Annotated in this window: 12 protein-coding genes; 7 read left to right on the top strand and 5 right to left on the bottom strand. The window is 67.3% G+C overall.

Annotation, left to right across the window (positions count from 1 at the left end; all coding sequences use genetic code 11):
- Positions 1-87: 87 nt before the first annotated feature.
- From ACNFBT_RS10565 to recQ, 3 genes are all read right to left on the bottom strand, one after another.
- Complete coding sequence (locus tag ACNFBT_RS10565) at positions 88-1,251, bottom strand: diguanylate cyclase domain-containing protein (RefSeq protein WP_416749035.1); 1,164 nt, start codon at positions 1,249-1,251, stop codon at positions 88-90.
- A gap of 118 nt (positions 1,252-1,369) precedes the next feature.
- Positions 1,370-1,645 (bottom strand): hypothetical protein, encoded by a 276-nt coding sequence (locus ACNFBT_RS10560; RefSeq protein WP_416749033.1) that lies wholly within the window; start codon positions 1,643-1,645, stop codon positions 1,370-1,372.
- 103 nt (positions 1,646-1,748) lie between these two features.
- Positions 1,749-3,893, bottom strand: a complete 2,145-nt coding sequence (gene recQ, locus ACNFBT_RS10555) for a DNA helicase RecQ (protein ID WP_416749031.1) — start codon at positions 3,891-3,893, stop codon at positions 1,749-1,751.
- Between the two features lie 196 nt (positions 3,894-4,089).
- Here recQ and ACNFBT_RS10550 point away from each other — a divergent pair, with 196 nt between their 5' ends.
- From ACNFBT_RS10550 to lapD, 4 genes are all read left to right on the top strand, one after another.
- The gene (locus tag ACNFBT_RS10550; protein WP_416749029.1) at positions 4,090-4,677 is read left to right on the top strand and encodes a UPF0149 family protein; all 588 of its coding nucleotides are present in this window, start codon (positions 4,090-4,092) and stop codon (positions 4,675-4,677) included.
- 7 nt (positions 4,678-4,684) lie between these two features.
- Positions 4,685-5,086, top strand: coding sequence for a YbaN family protein (locus ACNFBT_RS10545; protein ID WP_416749027.1), 402 nt, complete (start codon positions 4,685-4,687; stop codon positions 5,084-5,086).
- A gap of 101 nt (positions 5,087-5,187) precedes the next feature.
- Positions 5,188-5,889: a cysteine protease LapG gene (gene lapG / locus ACNFBT_RS10540; protein WP_416749026.1), complete on the top strand. Its 702-nt coding sequence runs from the start codon at positions 5,188-5,190 to the stop codon at positions 5,887-5,889.
- An 11-nt stretch (positions 5,890-5,900) separates the two neighbouring features.
- Positions 5,901-7,856 carry a cyclic di-GMP receptor LapD gene (gene lapD, locus ACNFBT_RS10535; RefSeq protein ID WP_416749024.1) on the top strand — a complete coding sequence of 652 codons (1,956 nt, stop codon included), beginning with the start codon at positions 5,901-5,903 and terminating at the stop codon, positions 7,854-7,856.
- A gap of 509 nt (positions 7,857-8,365) precedes the next feature.
- Here lapD and pap read toward each other — a convergent pair.
- On the bottom strand, positions 8,366-9,865 hold the full coding sequence (gene pap, locus ACNFBT_RS10530) for a polyphosphate:AMP phosphotransferase (RefSeq protein WP_416749022.1): 1,500 nt from the start codon (positions 9,863-9,865) through the stop codon (positions 8,366-8,368).
- Positions 9,866-10,094: 229 nt separating this feature from the next.
- Here pap and mnmC point away from each other — a divergent pair, with 229 nt between their 5' ends.
- A complete protein-coding gene (mnmC, locus tag ACNFBT_RS10525) occupies positions 10,095-12,089 on the top strand; it encodes a bifunctional tRNA (5-methylaminomethyl-2-thiouridine)(34)-methyltransferase MnmD/FAD-dependent 5-carboxymethylaminomethyl-2-thiouridine(34) oxidoreductase MnmC (protein ID WP_416749020.1) in 1,995 nt (664 codons plus the stop codon).
- A 55-nt stretch (positions 12,090-12,144) separates the two neighbouring features.
- Positions 12,145-12,897, top strand: coding sequence for a sulfite exporter TauE/SafE family protein (locus ACNFBT_RS10520; RefSeq protein ID WP_416749018.1), 753 nt, complete (start codon positions 12,145-12,147; stop codon positions 12,895-12,897).
- On the opposite strand, the gene ACNFBT_RS10515 is transcribed toward ACNFBT_RS10520, so the two are convergent.
- On the bottom strand, positions 12,894-13,376 hold the full coding sequence (locus ACNFBT_RS10515) for a MarR family winged helix-turn-helix transcriptional regulator (RefSeq protein ID WP_416749016.1): 483 nt from the start codon (positions 13,374-13,376) through the stop codon (positions 12,894-12,896). The two genes, ACNFBT_RS10520 and ACNFBT_RS10515, sit on opposite strands and share 4 nt — an antisense overlap.
- A 129-nt stretch (positions 13,377-13,505) precedes the next feature.
- Between ACNFBT_RS10515 and ACNFBT_RS10510 the strand changes: the two genes are divergently transcribed.
- The gene (locus tag ACNFBT_RS10510; RefSeq protein WP_416749014.1) at positions 13,506-15,275 is read left to right on the top strand and encodes an N-acetylglutaminylglutamine amidotransferase; all 1,770 of its coding nucleotides are present in this window, start codon (positions 13,506-13,508) and stop codon (positions 15,273-15,275) included.
- The last annotated feature ends 26 nt before the right edge of the window (positions 15,276-15,301 follow it).

The raw sequence follows: 15,301 nt of genomic DNA, 5'->3' as shown, positions 1-15,301 counted from the left end.
TCTCCCCTTGGGAGAGGGCTGGGGTGTGGGAGAGGCATTGGCACTCACTGCCAGGAAACAGTTTGCCTTTCTTATCGCTCCATCCGATCAAGCGACGACCTGGTTACGCCCGAACGCCTTCGCCTCGTACAAGGCCCGGTCGGCATGTTCGTAGATGCTGCGCAGCGGATGCCCGGTCTCCGGCCACAGGCAGGAGACACCGATGGACAGCGTCACCTCCTCCGCCGTCAGCGAGCCCTCATGGGCGATGCCCAGCCCCTGCACCGCCTCGCGCAGCACCTCGGCGCGCTCCCTGGCCTCGCGCTCGCTGGCACCGTAGAGCAGCACGGCGAACTCCTCGCCGCCCAGGCGCACCGCCATGTCCAGCGGGCGCCGGGCGCAGGCCGCGAGCACCTCGCCGATGCGCTGCAGCACGGTATCGCCGGCCTGGTGGCCATAGCGGTCGTTGTAGGCCTTGAAGTGGTCGACGTCGCAAAGCAGCAGCGCCAGCCCCACGCTCTCGCGCTGCGCCTGGCGCCACAGGCGCTCCAGCTGGCGATTGAAGCTACGCCGGTTGTGCAGCCCGGTGAGACTGTCGTGTTCGGCCATCACCCGCAGCAGGCGGCTGATCAGGAAATGCTGGCGGGACTTGTACTCCAGCAGGTAGCAGCCCACGGCGCCGACCAGGTTGCCGAACAGCAGGAACACCACGTTGCTGATCAGCTTGGGCAATGGCAACCCGACGTACAGCTCGCCCCCCACGTATGCCAGCAGGATGACCAAGGCGCAGGCCACCGCCTCGGAAAAGCGCAGGCCGATCAGGAAGTAGGCGGCCATGCTGACCAACAACAGTCCCTCGTAGGGATAGCCCTGGTCGACCGAGTGGGCGATGCCCACCACCGCGGCGGCGCCGACGCCGATGCAGAGGATGCAGGCCAGGCTCAGCGGCACCAGCAGTTGGGTATGGCGACGCTGCAGGATCAGGCCGCCGCAGGCCACCAGCAGCACCAGCACGCCGATGCGCACGGCGAGCATCTGCCAGTGCACCGGGTCGCGGATAAGGAGAAAGTCGATGACCGCCAGCGCCAGCCAGATCAGCACGCCGATGGTCAGCGCGGTGCGCTTGAGATCGAAGCTGTCTTCCAGCAGGTAGTGGCGGTATTGGGTTTCCAGGTCGGGCTTGAAACGCAGGCGGCGAAAGCCCTGGGAGAGCTGTTCCGCGTAAGCGTTAGCATGGACGTCGTCCAGCCAGCTTTGTTGTGGCACGTTCACCTCTTCTCGTGGAGGTCTAAGTGCCACCATAGCCGTTCGGGATGCGCGTCACAAGTTTGTCGTTCCGCCCCGTCACGAATCTGACGTACGCCCACCACTGCGCCAGGGCCATCGCCCATCAAGGGCAGTAATCGGCGGACCGCCGATCATAGCCACGGCTGTCACGTCCATGGCGATAATCCCCGTAATCCCGGTAGTCGCGGCGGTAGCCGTCGCGATAATCGTCATCGTCGTCACGGTCTTTCGAAAGCAGGACCATGCCGGCCAATGCGGCCACCGCCGCCACACCGATGAGAGCACTCTTGCCGTTCTCGGAAAGACCGCCTCCACTGGCGCATCCGCTGAGTTGCCCTACGACCAGCAGCCCCGCCACTACCCGCATCCAACTCGCCATCTCGCACTCCGCAAGTGATCCGTACTGCCGGATATGACTGGCGGAACTAGACGCCGTTGCTGGCATATTGATATTTCATCTGTAACGCCGTATTTCGGCGCGATCAGACTTCCAGCTCGGCCTGCAGGGCGGCGCGCACGCAGTGCAGAACGCCCAACGGCACGCGGCCTTCGAACAGCTCCGCGATGGCACTCACCGGCGGCAGTTCACCGTCTTCGTCGAGGAAGGCGTCCTGCACCTCGCCCAGCAGGTCCTCGGGCAGATCCAGGGCCTGCTCCAGGGTCAGCTGCTGGTGGCCAATGGCTTCGGCCAGCAGGCTGTAGACGTTCTTCTCGCTGCAATCGAGCTGGCGGGCAATCTGCACCGGGGTCATGCCGGCGCGGGCCAGGGTCACCAACTCGTGGCGCAGGTCGGTGACCGGCGCCGGGGTGTCCGGTGCCTTGTCCGACTCGGTGAGCACATCGAGGAACGCCTGGCCGTAGCGCTCCAGCTTGCGCGCTCCGACGCCGCTGACCTGGGCCATCGCGGTGAGCGTGGTGGGCTGGCTGCGCAGCATTTCCAGCAGGGTCGCGTCGGGGAAGATGACGTAGGGCGGCACCGAGTGCTCTTCCGCCAGCTTGCGCCGCAGGGTGCGCAGGGCTTCCCACATCTCGCGTTCTTCCTGGCGCACCAGCTGGCTGGCCGGGCTGGCGCCACCGGAGGAAGACGACTTGCTGCGCTGCGGCTTGGGATCGCGGCGCAGGGCCAGCGTCTCTTCGCCGCGCAGCAGCGGGCGGCACGCCTCGGTCAGACGCAGTCCGTTGAAACCGTCGACGTCCACATCAGCGAAGCCACGGGCGACCAGTTGGCGGAACAGCGTGCGCCACTCGTCCTCGCCACGGGACTTGCCGATGCCGAACACCGCCAGGTGCTGATGACCGACGCTGCGCACCTTCTCGGTGTCCTTGCCCATCAGCACGTCCACCAGGTGGCCGACGCCATAGCGCTGGCCGCTGCGGTAGATGGCCGACAGCGCCTGGCGCGCGGGCTCGGTGGCGTCCCAGGTTTCCACGCCGTCGACGCAGATGTCGCAGTGGCCGCAAGGGTTGGGCATCACCTCGTCGAAGTAGGCCAGCAACGCCTGGCGGCGGCAGCGGGTCTCCTCGCACAGCGCCAGCATGGCCTCGAGCTTGTGGCGCTCGACGCGCTTGTGGCGTTCGTCGCCCTCGGAGTTCTGCATCATCTGCCGCAGCAGCAACACATCCTGCAGGCCGTAGGCCATCCAGGCGTCGGCGGGGAGGCCGTCACGGCCGGCGCGACCGGTTTCCTGGTAGTAGGCTTCAAGGCTTTTCGGCAGGTCCAGGTGCGCGACGAAGCGCACGTTGGGTTTGTCGATGCCCATGCCGAAGGCGATGGTGGCGACCATGATCAGCCCTTCCTCGTTGAGGAAGCGCTTCTGGTGATAGGCGCGCAGGTCGTTGGACAGCCCGGCGTGGTACGGCAGCGCCGGGAAGCCCTGGGCGGAGAGGAACTCGGCGACCTCCTCGACCTTCTTGCGCGACATGCAGTAGACGATGCCGGCATCGCCGCGCCGTTCGGCGAGGAAGCCCAGCAGCTGCTTGCGCGGCTGCTCTTTGGGCACGATGCGGTAGAAGATGTTCGGCCGGTCGAAGCTGGAGAGGAACTGCTCGGCGTTCTGCAGGTGCAGGCGCTGGATCATTTCCTCGCGGGTACGCATGTCCGCCGTGGCAGTCAGGGCGATGCGCGGCACCTCCGGGAACAACTCGGCGAGCTGGCCCAGCTGCAGGTATTCGGGACGGAAGTCGTGGCCCCATTGCGACACGCAGTGCGCCTCGTCGATGGCGAACAGGCCGATCCGCAGGCGCTGCAGGAAGGCCAGCATGCGCGGCTGCACCAGGCGTTCCGGGGCAAGGTAGAGCAGCTTGATCTCGCCGCGCTGCAGGCGGTCGGCGATCTCGCGCTGCGCCTCGGGGCTCAGCGAGGAGTTCAGCGCCGCCACCGGCACGCCAAGCTCGTCCAGCGTGGCGACCTGGTCCTCCATCAGCGCGATCAGCGGCGAGACCACCACCGTCAGGCCGTCGCGCAGCAGCGCCGGGACCTGGAAGCACAGCGACTTGCCGCCGCCGGTGGGCATCAGCACCAGGGCATCGCCGCCGCTGGCCACGCGCTCGATGATCCGCGCCTGATTGCCACGGAAGGCGTCGTAACCGAAAACGTCTTTGAGGATGCGCAGGGCCTGGTCGAGCATGGGGGACTCCGAATGAAGCCGGGCATTATACGCAAGCGATCCGCCCACAACCGGCACCTTGTCCGGGAAACTGCGGAAAAATCCGTCACATGCGTCCGAAGCCCGCGTCAGCGCGGGCCGCGCGGGTATTTCGCTTTTGCCGCGAGGCCCCGGAACGACTACAATCTGGGGCCGATCACCTCCGAGGTAGTACCCGATGTCCTTCGCCGACCAATTGTCCCGCCTGCAAGCCTTTCTCGATGCCGATGACCTGCACGAGGAAGCCTTGGACTACGTGGCGGCACACGGCTACCTGACCGCTCTGGCGATCTGCCCGGAGGAAGTGCCGGACCGCGAGTGGATCGACGCGCTGTTCGCCGAGCCGCCGCACTACCGCAGCGACGAGGAACGCTCCGAAATCGAGGGCACTCTGGTCCAGCTCAAGGCGCACATCACCCGCCAGATGGCCGGCGACGAGGAACTGGAACTGCCGTGCGAGCCCTACCTGGGCGACGAGCCGGACGACTCCGACATTCGCGGCTGGTGCATCGGCTTCATGGAAGGCGTGTTCCTGCGCGAAGCGGTGTGGTTCGAGCAGGCCGAGGAAGAAGTCAGCGAACTGCTGCTGCCGATCATGGTTGGTTCCGGCCTGTTCGACGAACAGCCCGAGTTCGACGAGATCGCCCGCGACCGCCAACTGGTCGACGATATGGTCGCGCAAATCCCGGAACTGCTGACCAACCTGTTCCTGCTGTGCCAGGCCCCGGAAGAGAAACCGGCCCTGCTGAAGCCGCGCACCCACTGATAGCTCGATGTCCTCGCGGGAAATCCGCCAGAGCCGCCACGCCTGGGTCCGCTACTGCCTCCTCGGCGTGGGCTGGCTCAGCGTGGCACTGGGCGTGATCGGCATCTTCCTGCCGGTGCTGCCCACCACGCCCTTCCTCCTGCTCGCCGCCGCCTGCTTCATGCGCAGCTCCCAGCGCTTCTACGACTGGCTGGTGAACCACCCGAAACTCGGCCCCTGGATTCGCGATTACCTGGACGGCGAAGGCATTCCGCTCAAGGGCAAGGTCTACGCCATCGGCCTGATGTGGAGCAGCATCGCCCTCTCCTGCTATCTGGTGCAGCGCCCCTGGGCCTGGGGCTTCATGCTGACCAGCGCGACGCTGGTGACCCTCTACCTGCTCAGGGTCAAGACGCGACGCCTGGACTAGGTCGCCTCTCCAACCCCCGCCCCCTGCGCTCACTGGCCATACGCCAGCGCAACTTTCCGCGGACCGCCTAGACTCCATGCATCCCACATGGAGCGCTGGCGATGCAGCCGACCGGAGGAGCCCTTAGGCTGTTCGCCAGCCCGCTGCGTCTGCGGGCTGGCGGGCTGCTGCTCGCGCTCCTCGCCCTGACGGCCGGCGCCGCCTGGAATTTCGACACCATCCTGCAGAACGCCCAGCAGCGCTACGGCGACCTGGGCACCGCCAAGACGCGCATCCAGTCCTGGGGCCGACTGATCGATGACAGCCAGGGCCTCGACGAAGCCGCCAAGCTCAAGGCGGTGAACGCCTTCTTCAATGGCGCCCTGGTGTTCACCGACGATCGCACCGTCTGGCACCAGGAGGATTACTGGGCAACGCCCGTGGAAGCGCTCTACAAGGGCGCCGGCGACTGCGAGGACTACGCCATCGCCAAGTACGTCACCCTGCGCCGCCTCGGCGTCGACAGCGACAAACTGCGCATCACCTACGTCAAGGCACTGGTGCAGAACCAGGCGCACATGGTGCTCACCTACTACTCCACCCCCACCGCCGACCCGCTGGTGCTGGACAACCTGATCCCGCAGATCAGGCCCGCCTCCCAGCGCAAGGACCTCCTGCCCGTCTACGCCTTCAACGCCGAGGGGCTGTGGCTGCCCGGCCCCGGCGGAGGCAAGCGCACCGGCGACAGCAAGAAGCTGTCGCGCTGGCAGGACCTGTTGACCAAGATGCGCGCCGAGGGCCTGGACCTCGACGAAACGCGATAGGAGAACCCGGCATGTCATTGCTCAAGCAACTGTTCCTGGCGATCTGCCTGTTCCTCGTGGTGGCCTTCGCCGGCAGCTTCGTCACCAGCCTGGAAAGCTCCCGCGAGCAGATGATCAGCCAGTTGCGCTCCCACGCCCAGGATGCCGCCACCGCGCTGGGCCTGTCGCTGACGCCGCATGTGGACGACCCGGCGATGATCGAGCTGATGGTCAGTTCGATCTTCGACTCCGGCTACTTCGCCACCATCCGCGTAGTCAGCATCGCCGACGGCAAGGTCATCGTCGAACGCGACACCGACACCCAGTCCGAACAGGTGCCGCACTGGTTCGCCCGCCTGGTGAACCTCAAGGCCCAGGGTGGCGATGCGCTGATCATGCGCGGCTGGGAACAGGCCGCGCGGGTCGAAGTGGTCAGCCATCCGCAGTTCGCCCTGGCCAAGCTGTGGGACGGTGCGCTGGGCAGCCTGGCCTGGCTGCTGCTCTGCGGGCTGGTCAGTGCCATCCTCGGCGGCTGGCTGCTGCGCACCCAGTTGAAGCCCCTGGACCAGATGGTGCAGCAGGCCCAGGCCATCACCCGCCGCGAATTCCTCACCCTGCCCAAGGAGCCGCGCACCCCGGAACTCAAGCGCGTGGTGCAGGCGATGAACCAGATGGTCGACAAGCTCAAGGCGCTGTTCGCCGAGGAAGCCTCGCGCAGCGAGAAGCTGCGCGAAGAGGCCTACCAGGACAGCCTCTCGGGGCTGGCCAACCGCCGCCTGTTCGATGCGCGCCTGGATGCGCAGCTCTCGCCCAGCGAACAGAACGCCGCCGGCTACCTGCTGCTGCTGCGCCTGAACGACCTGGCCGGGCTCAACCATCGCCTGGGCGGGCAACGCACCGACGCGCTGATCCGCGACGTCGCCGAACTGCTGGAGCGCGTGCGCCAGCAATATGGCACCCCGGACTGGCTGGCTGCGCGCAGCCGTGGTGGTGAATTCACCCTGCTCGCTCCCGGCCTGGACAGTGCCAGCGCCGAGCAACTGGCGGACGAGCTCAGCGCCTCCCTGGAAAACCTGCGCGGCACCGGCGCCAGCGACTGCACGCCGGTGGCGCACCTGGGCCTGTCGGCCTTCCGCCCTGGCGAGTCCTCGGCCAGCGTCCTGTCCCGCGCCGACCAGGCGCTGGCCCAGTCGCAGTCCTCGCCGGACCGCCCCTGGCAGCGCCTGGACAGTTCCGGCAGCCAACCAGCGCAGGACTCCCACGCCTGGCGCGACTGGCTCGACGACGCCTTGCAGAAAGGCAAGCTGCAACTCTGGTTCCAGCCCGTGCGCGCCTGCGCCGAAGGCGGCGAACTGCTGCACCAGAAAGTCCTCGCCCGCCTGCTCGACCCGCAGGGCGAGGCCGTGGCCGCCGGCCAGTTCCTGCCCTGGATCGAACGCTTCGGCTGGTCCGCGCGCTTCGACCTGGCGATGCTCGAACACGCCCTCGCCCACCTCGCCCAGCAGCCGGCGCCACTGGCGCTGTCGCTCTCGGCGGAAACCGTGCGCGGCGCCGCGCCGCTGCGCCAGCTGTTCGACGTCCTGCGCGCCCACCCGCAGGAAGCCCGGCTGATGACCCTGGAAGTGGACGAACGCTACCTGCCGCCGCCGGCGGAGCTGGAAAAACTCAGCCAGGCGGTGCAGGAAGTCGGCTGCAAACTCGGCCTGCAGCACTTCGGCGGCCGCTTCAGCCTGATCGGCAACCTCACCCGCCTGGGCCTGGCCTACCTGAAGATCGACGGCAGCTACATCCGCGCCATCGACCAGGACAACGACAAGCGCCTGTTCATCGAAGCGGTGTTCCGTGCGGCCAACAGCATCGACCTGCCGCTGATCGCGGAGATGGTGGAGAGCGAGGGTGAATTGAAGGCGTTGCGGGATATGGGGATTGCCGGGGCGATGGGGCGGCTCGTCGGGGCGCCGAAGCCTTCGCAGAGGAACGGTGGGTAGAGCGCCGGCCCTACCGACGGATTGCGGGCATGGCCCGCTCCTACAAAAGCTGCTCGTGCTCTGGACTCTGAAGACTTCCAGTGAAACGACCGCGCGCTCCGAACGGCCCCGTTCAGGAGGCCTCGTTGAAGCGGAGTTTCAGGGGTTGAGCGACATGGATGTCGCGAGAGCGCTGTCGGGCCAGGGATGGCCCGTCAGCGCGTGCCCCTGAAACTTCGATTCAATGAGGGCATTTTTCGCCCCAAGCGAAAAACCGGATGTCCGGGGCAAGACCTTTGCCTACTTTGGGGCGTTTGACAAAGTAGGTCGCCCGAGGGGGCGAAACAACATCTCTCCGCACACGCCGAAGCGGCGCAGAAACACCCAGAACAAAGAGCATCGCGGACAAAGTCCGCTCCTACGGAAACGTGAGGCATTGGTAGGAACAGAGCTTCTCCGCGATCCGCCGGCAAGGTCGGCGTTAAGCGGGTTCGCGAGCAAGCTCGCTCCAACGAAGAGCCAATAGCCGCTCAGCCCTTCTTCTTCGAGTTCGCGTACGCCGCCTCCAGCGCATCGTTGATGGTCTTGAGCACCTTCACCCGGGCAAAACGCTTGTCATTGGCCTCCACCAGCGTCCAGGGCGCGATCTCGGTGCTGGTGCGGTCGACCATGTCGCCCACGGCGTCGGCGTAAGCGTCCCACTTGTCGCGGTTGCGCCAGTCTTCCTCGGTGATCTTGAAGCGCTTGAACGGAATCGACTCGCGTTCCTTGAAGCGCTCCAGCTGGGTGTCCTGGTCAATCGACAACCAGAATTTCACCACCACGATGCCGTAGTTGACCAACTGCTCCTCGAAGTCGTTGATCTCCGCATAGGCGCGCAGCCAGTCGGCGTCCGAGGCGAAGCCCTCCACCCTCTCCACCAGTACGCGGCCGTACCAGGAGCGGTCGAAGATGGTGAACTGCCGGCGCGCCGGCATGTGCCGCCAGAAGCGCCACAGGTAGGGCTGCGCGCGCTCCTCCTCGGTGGGCGCGGCGATGGGCACGATGTGATACTGCCGCGGGTCCAGCGCGTCGGTCACGCGGCGGATGGCGCCGCCCTTGCCGGCGGCGTCGTTGCCCTCGAACACGGCGACCAGCGAATGGCTGCGGAAGCGCTTGTCGCGCATCAGCGTGGCCAGGCGCGCCTGCTCCTTGGCCATCTGCTCCTTGTACTGATCCTTGTCCAGCGCCAGGGTCAGGTCGAGCGCACCGAGCAGGCCCTTGTTGTCCAGGCTGGAAACCAGGGGTGCGGCATGGGGCTGCGGGGTCGGGCGGCCCTGGAGCTTGAGCGCTGCCTGCAGGCCTTCGAGGATGGTGCGGCCCACCGTCAGACTGCGGTAGCGCTCATCGGCGCCCTCGACCACGTACCAGGGCGCATAGTCGCGGCTGGTGCGGCGCAGCACGCGCTCGCCGTAGCGCACGAACTTGTCGTAGACCTCGCTCTGCTTCCAGTCCAGGTCGCTGAGCTGCCAGCTGCGCTGCGGGTCGTTCTCCAGTGTCTTGAGACGCTCCTTGAGCTGCTTCTTGGACAGGTGGAACCAGAACTTGAAGATCAGCGCGCCTTCGTCGGAGTACATGCGCTCGAAGCGCTCGGCGTCGCCGATCAGTCCATCGAGCTGGCTGTCCTTGATCTCGCCGGTCACCCGCGCGTAGAGCATCTGGCTGTACCAGTTGCCGAAGAAGATGCCGATGCGCCCCTTGGGCGGCAGCTTGCGCCAGAAGCGCCACTGCGGCGGGCGGGAGAGTTCCTCGTCGGTGGGCAGGAGGAAGCTCTCCACCTGGATCAGGCGCGGGTCCATCCACTCATTGAGGAGCTTCACTGTTTCGCCCTTGCCGGCACCCTCGATGCCATTGATCAGGATGATCACCGGGAAGCGCGCCTGCTGCTTGAGCTCGTACTGTGCCTCGAGCAGGGCCTCGCGCAGGACGGCGACCTCCTTCTCGTAGGTTTCCTTGTCGATGGAATGGCCGATCTCGGCGGATTCGAACATGCACCTCTCCTTGTTTCCGAATGCGGTAAAAGGTAGCGGATGTGATGGGGGCGCTGCTGAGATTTTGTCGTGACCGTGACCACGCCACCGGCGTTTCGAGAAGCCTGCTGGAAAGACGATGCCCACGAACTCCCGCGGCAACGCGGCGCACGTCGAAACATCGCCAACCTCTGAGGTCCACGCGACGGATCGGCTAAACTGCCGCCTTTGCTTTCACCGCGACCGACGCATGCTCCCTTCCCAGCCCAATGCCCACAACGCCCAGATCGACTGGGACGAGAACGGCCAGCCCACCTCCCGCGTCTACGGCGACGTGTACTTCTCCCGCGCCTCCGGCATCGAGGAGACACACCATGTGTTCATCGCCGGCAACCGCCTGCCCGAACGCTTTGCCGCGCTGTCCGCCGGCGGGCGGCTGTGCATCGGCGAGACGGGCTTCGGCACCGGACTGAACTTCCTCTGTGCCTGGGAGCAGTTCGAGGCGCTGGCACCGGCGGATGCGCGACTGCACTTCGTCAGCGTGGAGAAGTTCCCGGTGGCGCTGGACGACCTGCGCCGCGCCTTCGCCCTCTGGCCGGAGCTGGAACACCTGTCCGCACAGGTGTTGGCGCAGTACGTCGCGATCAACCCGGGCTTCCAGCGATTCGTCTTCGCCGGTGGCCGCGTGGTGCTGACCCTGCTGGTGGGCGACGTGCTGGACATGCTGCCGGAGCTGGATGCTCGGATCGACGCCTGGTTCCTCGACGGCTTCTCGCCGTCGAAGAATCCGGAGATGTGGAACGACGCGCTCTACGCCCAGCTCGCCAGGCTCTCGGCGCCAGGCACAACGCTGGCCACCTTCACCAGCGCCGGGTTCGTCCGCCGAGGCCTGGGCGCCGCCGGCTTCAAAATCCGTCGCACTCTGGGCTTCGGCAAGAAATGGGAGATGTCCCAGGGCGAATACATCGGCGCCGAACAACCGGCCGGCAAACCCTGGTACGCCCGCCCCGCGCGCCGCGCCCCCCAGGACGGCGCGGGCCCGCGAGAAGCACTGGTGATCGGCGGCGGCATGGCCGGTTGCGCCAGCGCCGCGAGCCTGGCCAAGCGCGGCTGGCAGGTGACGCTGATCGAACGCCACGGCGCCCTGGCCGAGGAAGCCTCGGGCAACCCGCAGGGCGTGCTCTATCTCAAGCTGTCGGCCCACGGCACCGCGCTGTCGCGCCTCATCGTCAGCGGTTTTGGCCATACCCGGCGGCAGATCGAGCGCCTGCAGAAAGGCGAGGACTGGTCGGACTGCGGCGTGCTGCAACTGGGCTTCGACGACGCCGAGGCGCAGCGCCAGGCGCAGTTGGCCGATGCCTTCCCGGACACGCTGCTGCGCCAGCTGGACAAGGCCGAAGCCGAAGCCATCGCCGGCATCGGCCTTCCGGCCGGCGGCCTGTTCTACCCCGAGGGCGGCTGGGTGCATCCGCCAGCGCTGTGCCGGCACCTGGCGCAGCATCCGAATATCCGCGTACTGACCGGCGAGGAAGTCCGCCTGCAGCGCGATGCCGCCGGCTGGAGCGCCTGGAGCGGCGACGACAGGCTCGCCAGTGCGCCGGTCGCCATCCTCGCCACCGCCGCCGAGGTGCGCCGTTTCGAGGGCGCGCAGGGCCTGCCGATGAAGCGCATCCGCGGCCAGATCACCCGCCTGCCGGTCACCGCCGACAGCGCGGCGCTGAGCACCGTGGTCTGTGCCGAAGGCTACGTCGCGCCACCACGCCGTGGCGAACACACTCTCGGCGCCAGTTTCGAGTTCAAGCGCGATGACACCGAGCCCTCGCTGGAAGAACACCTGAGCAACCTCGACCTGCTGGCGGAGATATCCACAGACCTGACCGAGCGCCTGCACGTCGCCCAGCTCGACCCGGCGACCCTGCAAGGCCGCGCGGCCTTCCGCTGCACCACCCCGGACTACCTGCCGCTGGTGGGCCCGCTGGCCGACCGCGAGGCTTTCGCGGCGGCCTACGCGGTGCTCGGCAAGGACGCCCGGCAGGTGCCGGAGACGCCCTGCCCCTGGCTGGACGGCCTGTACCTGAACAGCGCCCACGGTTCGCGCGGGCTGGTCACCGCGCCGCTATCGGGCGAGCTGCTGGCGGCCTGGCTGGAGGAGGAACCGCTACCGCTGCCGCGCGCAGTCGCCGAGGCCTGCCACCCCAATCGTTTCTTCCTGCGCGAAGTCGTGCGCGGGCAGAAGACCTCCTGATCGCCGCCGCGGCCGGACGGACCGCGGCGCCCCACTTCCAGAGCGGACCACCGACATGGATGCATTACTGCTGGAATCCTCGGTCATCGGGCTGATCCTCGGCCTGCTGCTGGGCCTGACCGGCGCCGGCGGCTCGCTGGTGGCGCTGCCGCTGCTGCTCAGCCTGCACCTGCCGCTGCACGACGCCATCGGCGTCAGCCTCGGCGCGGTGGCGCTGTCGGCGGCAATCGGCGCGGTGCCCCGGGCGCGCCAGGGCCAGGTGGCCTGGCGACCGCTGTTCTGGCTGGTGATCACCGGCTGGCCGGGCAATGCCATCGGCCAATGGCTGGGGAAATTCGTGCCGGACGCCTGGCTGATCGTCGGTTTCTGCCTGCTGGTGCTGTGGTCGGCCTGGCGCATGTGGCAGGGCTCGCGCCAGGAACGCGTGAGCGGCCAGGCGACGCGCAACGGCCCGCTGCTGGGTGTGGGGCTGGCGGTAGGCCTGCTGTCCGGCCTGATGGGCGTGGGTGGCGGCTTCCTGATCGTGCCGGGGTTGCTGTGGTTCACCCCGCTGTCGATGCTGGCGGCGACGGCGACCTCCATGGCGGTGATCGCGCTGGTTTCCGGCGGCGGCTTCCTGCTCTACCTGAGCCATGCCCAGCCGCCCTTGCCGCTGCTGGCCTGCCTCGCGGCGGGTGGCGCGTTCGGTGTGCTGGCCGGCAACCGCCTGGCCGTGCGCCTGGGCGGCGCGACCCTGCAACGCCTGTTCGCCCTGATGCTGGTGGCGGTGAGCCTGTCGCTGGCCGCGCAGAAGCTGTTGGCGTCCTAGCTCTCTTCCTCTTCCACGCCCGCCGCGGCGGGCGTCTCGAACAGCTCGGCGGCACGCAGCAACCCGGCAAGGATGGTGTGCTGCTCCCACTCCGGCAGCCCGGCGAAACGCTCCAGGGCGTGCTCGGGCAACAGTTCCGGCCCGTCACGCAGGGCCTCGTGCCCCGCGTCGTTCAGGCTCAGCCACTGCTTGCGGCGGTCGTCGGGGTCGCGCCGGCGCGTCAGCAACCGCTGGCTTTCAAGGCGCGCCAGGGCGCCCGACAGCGACGACTGGGACAGCGCCACCTGCCCGGCCAACTGACCAGCGGTAATTTCCCCCTCCAGCGCCACCACCTGCAGGATCAGCAGTTGCAGCGGCGTCAATTCGCCATCGCGCCCCAGGCTCTTGGAGTGCACGTCGGCCGCCTGCTGCAGGCGACGCAGCGCCTGCAGCATCGACAGGGCGTGGCCGTTACGCGTCGAAGATTTGCCATCAGCCATCATCGTTCACCTGCGCCTTCGAACTTTCCTCAATGAAATCAAATAGAACTCTCATCCAATCGGACGGTCCTCCCCTATGCCCTCCCTGAGGGACCACCCACTCATCCCCAACGGAGAACCGGTAAGGACATGTGCGGAATAGCAGGAGAACTTCGTTTCGATAAACAGGCCGCCGATCTCGCCGCGGTCGAACGCATCACCCACCACCTCGCCCCGCGCGGCCCTGATGCCTGGGGCTTCCACAGCGAAGGGCCATTGGCCCTGGGACACCGGCGCCTGAAGATCATGGACCTGGCCGAAGCCTCCGGCCAGCCGATGGTCGATTCGACGCTGGGCCTGTCGCTGGTATTCAACGGCGCAATCTACAACTACCCCGAGCTGCGCGGGGAGCTGGAAGCCCTCGGCTACCACTTTTTCTCCGGTGGCGACACCGAAGTACTTTTAAAGGGATACCACGCCTGGGGTGAGCAACTATTGCCACGCCTCAATGGCATGTTTGCCTTCGCCATCTGGGAACGCGACAAACGGCGTCTGTTCATCGCCCGCGACCGCCTCGGCATCAAGCCGCTGTACCTGTCACGGACCGGCCAGCGCCTGCGCTTCGCCTCCAGCCTGCCGGCGCTGCTCAAGGGTGGCGACATCGATCCGGCGCTGGACCCGGTCGCCCTCAACCACTACCTCAACTTCCACGCCGTGGTGCCCGCCCCACGCACCCTGCTGGCCGAGGTGAGCAAGCTGCCGCCGGCCACCTGGATGAGCATCGACGCCGAGGGCCACACCGAGCGCCAGCGCTGGTGGAGCCTGGACTACGGCCCGTTACCCGATGAGCGGGAGCTGACCCTGGAGGACTGGGAGGACCGCCTGCTGGCCGGCCTGCGCGACGCGGTGAGCGTGCGCCAGCGCGCCGCCCGCGAAGTGGGCGTGCTGCTCTCCGGTGGGGTCGATTCGAGCCTGCTGGTCGGGCTGCTGCACGAAGCGGGAGTGGACGACCTGCTGACCTTCTCCATCGGCTTCGAGGATGCCGGCGGCGAGCGCGGCGACGAGTTCCAGTACTCGGACCTGATCGCCAGGCACTACGGCACCCGCCACCACCAGCTGCGCATCGCCGAAAGGGAAGTCATCGAGCAGTTGCCGGCGGCCTTCCAGGCCATGAGCGAGCCGATGGTCAGCCACGACTGCATTGCCTTCTACCTGCTCTCCCGCGAAGTGTCGAAGCACTGCAAGGTGGTGCAGAGCGGCCAGGGCGCCGACGAACTGTTCGCCGGCTACCACTGGTACCCGAAGGTGGCCGGCGCCAAGGACCCGTTGCAGGCCTACCGCACCGCGTTCTTCGACCGCAGCCACGGCGAGTACCTGGATACCGTGCGCGAAGCCCTGCGGGTGGAAGACGTGGCCGCCGAGTTCGTCCGTGAACACTTCGCCCAGCCCGGCGCGGACGACCCGGTGGACAAGGCCCTGCGCCTGGACAGCACCATCATGCTGGTCGACGACCCGGTCAAACGGGTCGACAACATGACCATGGCCTGGGGCCTGGAAGCCCGCGTGCCGTTCCTCGACTACCGGGTGGCGGAGCTGTCGGCGCGCATCCCGCCGCGCTTCAAGCTCGGCGACGGCGGCAAGCAGGTGCTCAAGGCCGCCGCCCGCCGCGTCATCCCCAGCGCCGTCATCGACCGCCCCAAGGGCTACTTCCCGGTGCCCGGCCTCAAGCACCTGCAAGGCAACACACGCGCCTGGGTCAGCGAACTGCTGCTGGACCCGAGCCAGGATCGCGGCCTGTTCGAGACGGCGATGTTCGACCGCCTGCTCAGCGACCCGTCGACCGACCTCACACCGCTGCGGGGCTCCAAGCTCTGGCAACTGGCCGCGCTCAACCTCTGGCTGACCGAACAGGGTTTGTGAAGCCGGGACGAATGCTTTTCACGGAG

This window comes from Pseudomonas sp. NY15181 (assembly GCF_048068055.1).
GTDB lineage: Bacteria > Pseudomonadota > Gammaproteobacteria > Pseudomonadales > Pseudomonadaceae > Pseudomonas.
This window is presented reverse-complemented; position numbering and strand designations above follow the sequence as displayed.

Bases quoted from the DNA above. Each gene is read 5' to 3' on its own strand.
- ACNFBT_RS10560 (WP_416749033.1), bottom strand. From the start codon at position 1,645: ATGGCGAGTTGGATGCGGGTAGTGGCGGGGCTGCTGGTCGTAGGGCAA.
- recQ (WP_416749031.1), bottom strand. From the start codon at position 3,893: ATGCTCGACCAGGCCCTGCGCATCCTCAAAGACGTTTTCGGTTACGAC.
- ACNFBT_RS10550 (WP_416749029.1), top strand. From the start codon at position 4,090: ATGTCCTTCGCCGACCAATTGTCCCGCCTGCAAGCCTTTCTCGATGCC.
- ACNFBT_RS10545 (WP_416749027.1), top strand. From the start codon at position 4,685: ATGTCCTCGCGGGAAATCCGCCAGAGCCGCCACGCCTGGGTCCGCTAC.
- lapG (WP_416749026.1), top strand. From the start codon at position 5,188: ATGCAGCCGACCGGAGGAGCCCTTAGGCTGTTCGCCAGCCCGCTGCGT.
- lapD (WP_416749024.1), top strand. From the start codon at position 5,901: ATGTCATTGCTCAAGCAACTGTTCCTGGCGATCTGCCTGTTCCTCGTG.
- pap (WP_416749022.1), bottom strand. From the start codon at position 9,865: ATGTTCGAATCCGCCGAGATCGGCCATTCCATCGACAAGGAAACCTAC.
- mnmC (WP_416749020.1), top strand. From the start codon at position 10,095: ATGCTCCCTTCCCAGCCCAATGCCCACAACGCCCAGATCGACTGGGAC.
- ACNFBT_RS10520 (WP_416749018.1), top strand. From the start codon at position 12,145: ATGGATGCATTACTGCTGGAATCCTCGGTCATCGGGCTGATCCTCGGC.
- ACNFBT_RS10515 (WP_416749016.1), bottom strand. From the start codon at position 13,376: ATGGCTGATGGCAAATCTTCGACGCGTAACGGCCACGCCCTGTCGATG.
- ACNFBT_RS10510 (WP_416749014.1), top strand. From the start codon at position 13,506: ATGTGCGGAATAGCAGGAGAACTTCGTTTCGATAAACAGGCCGCCGAT.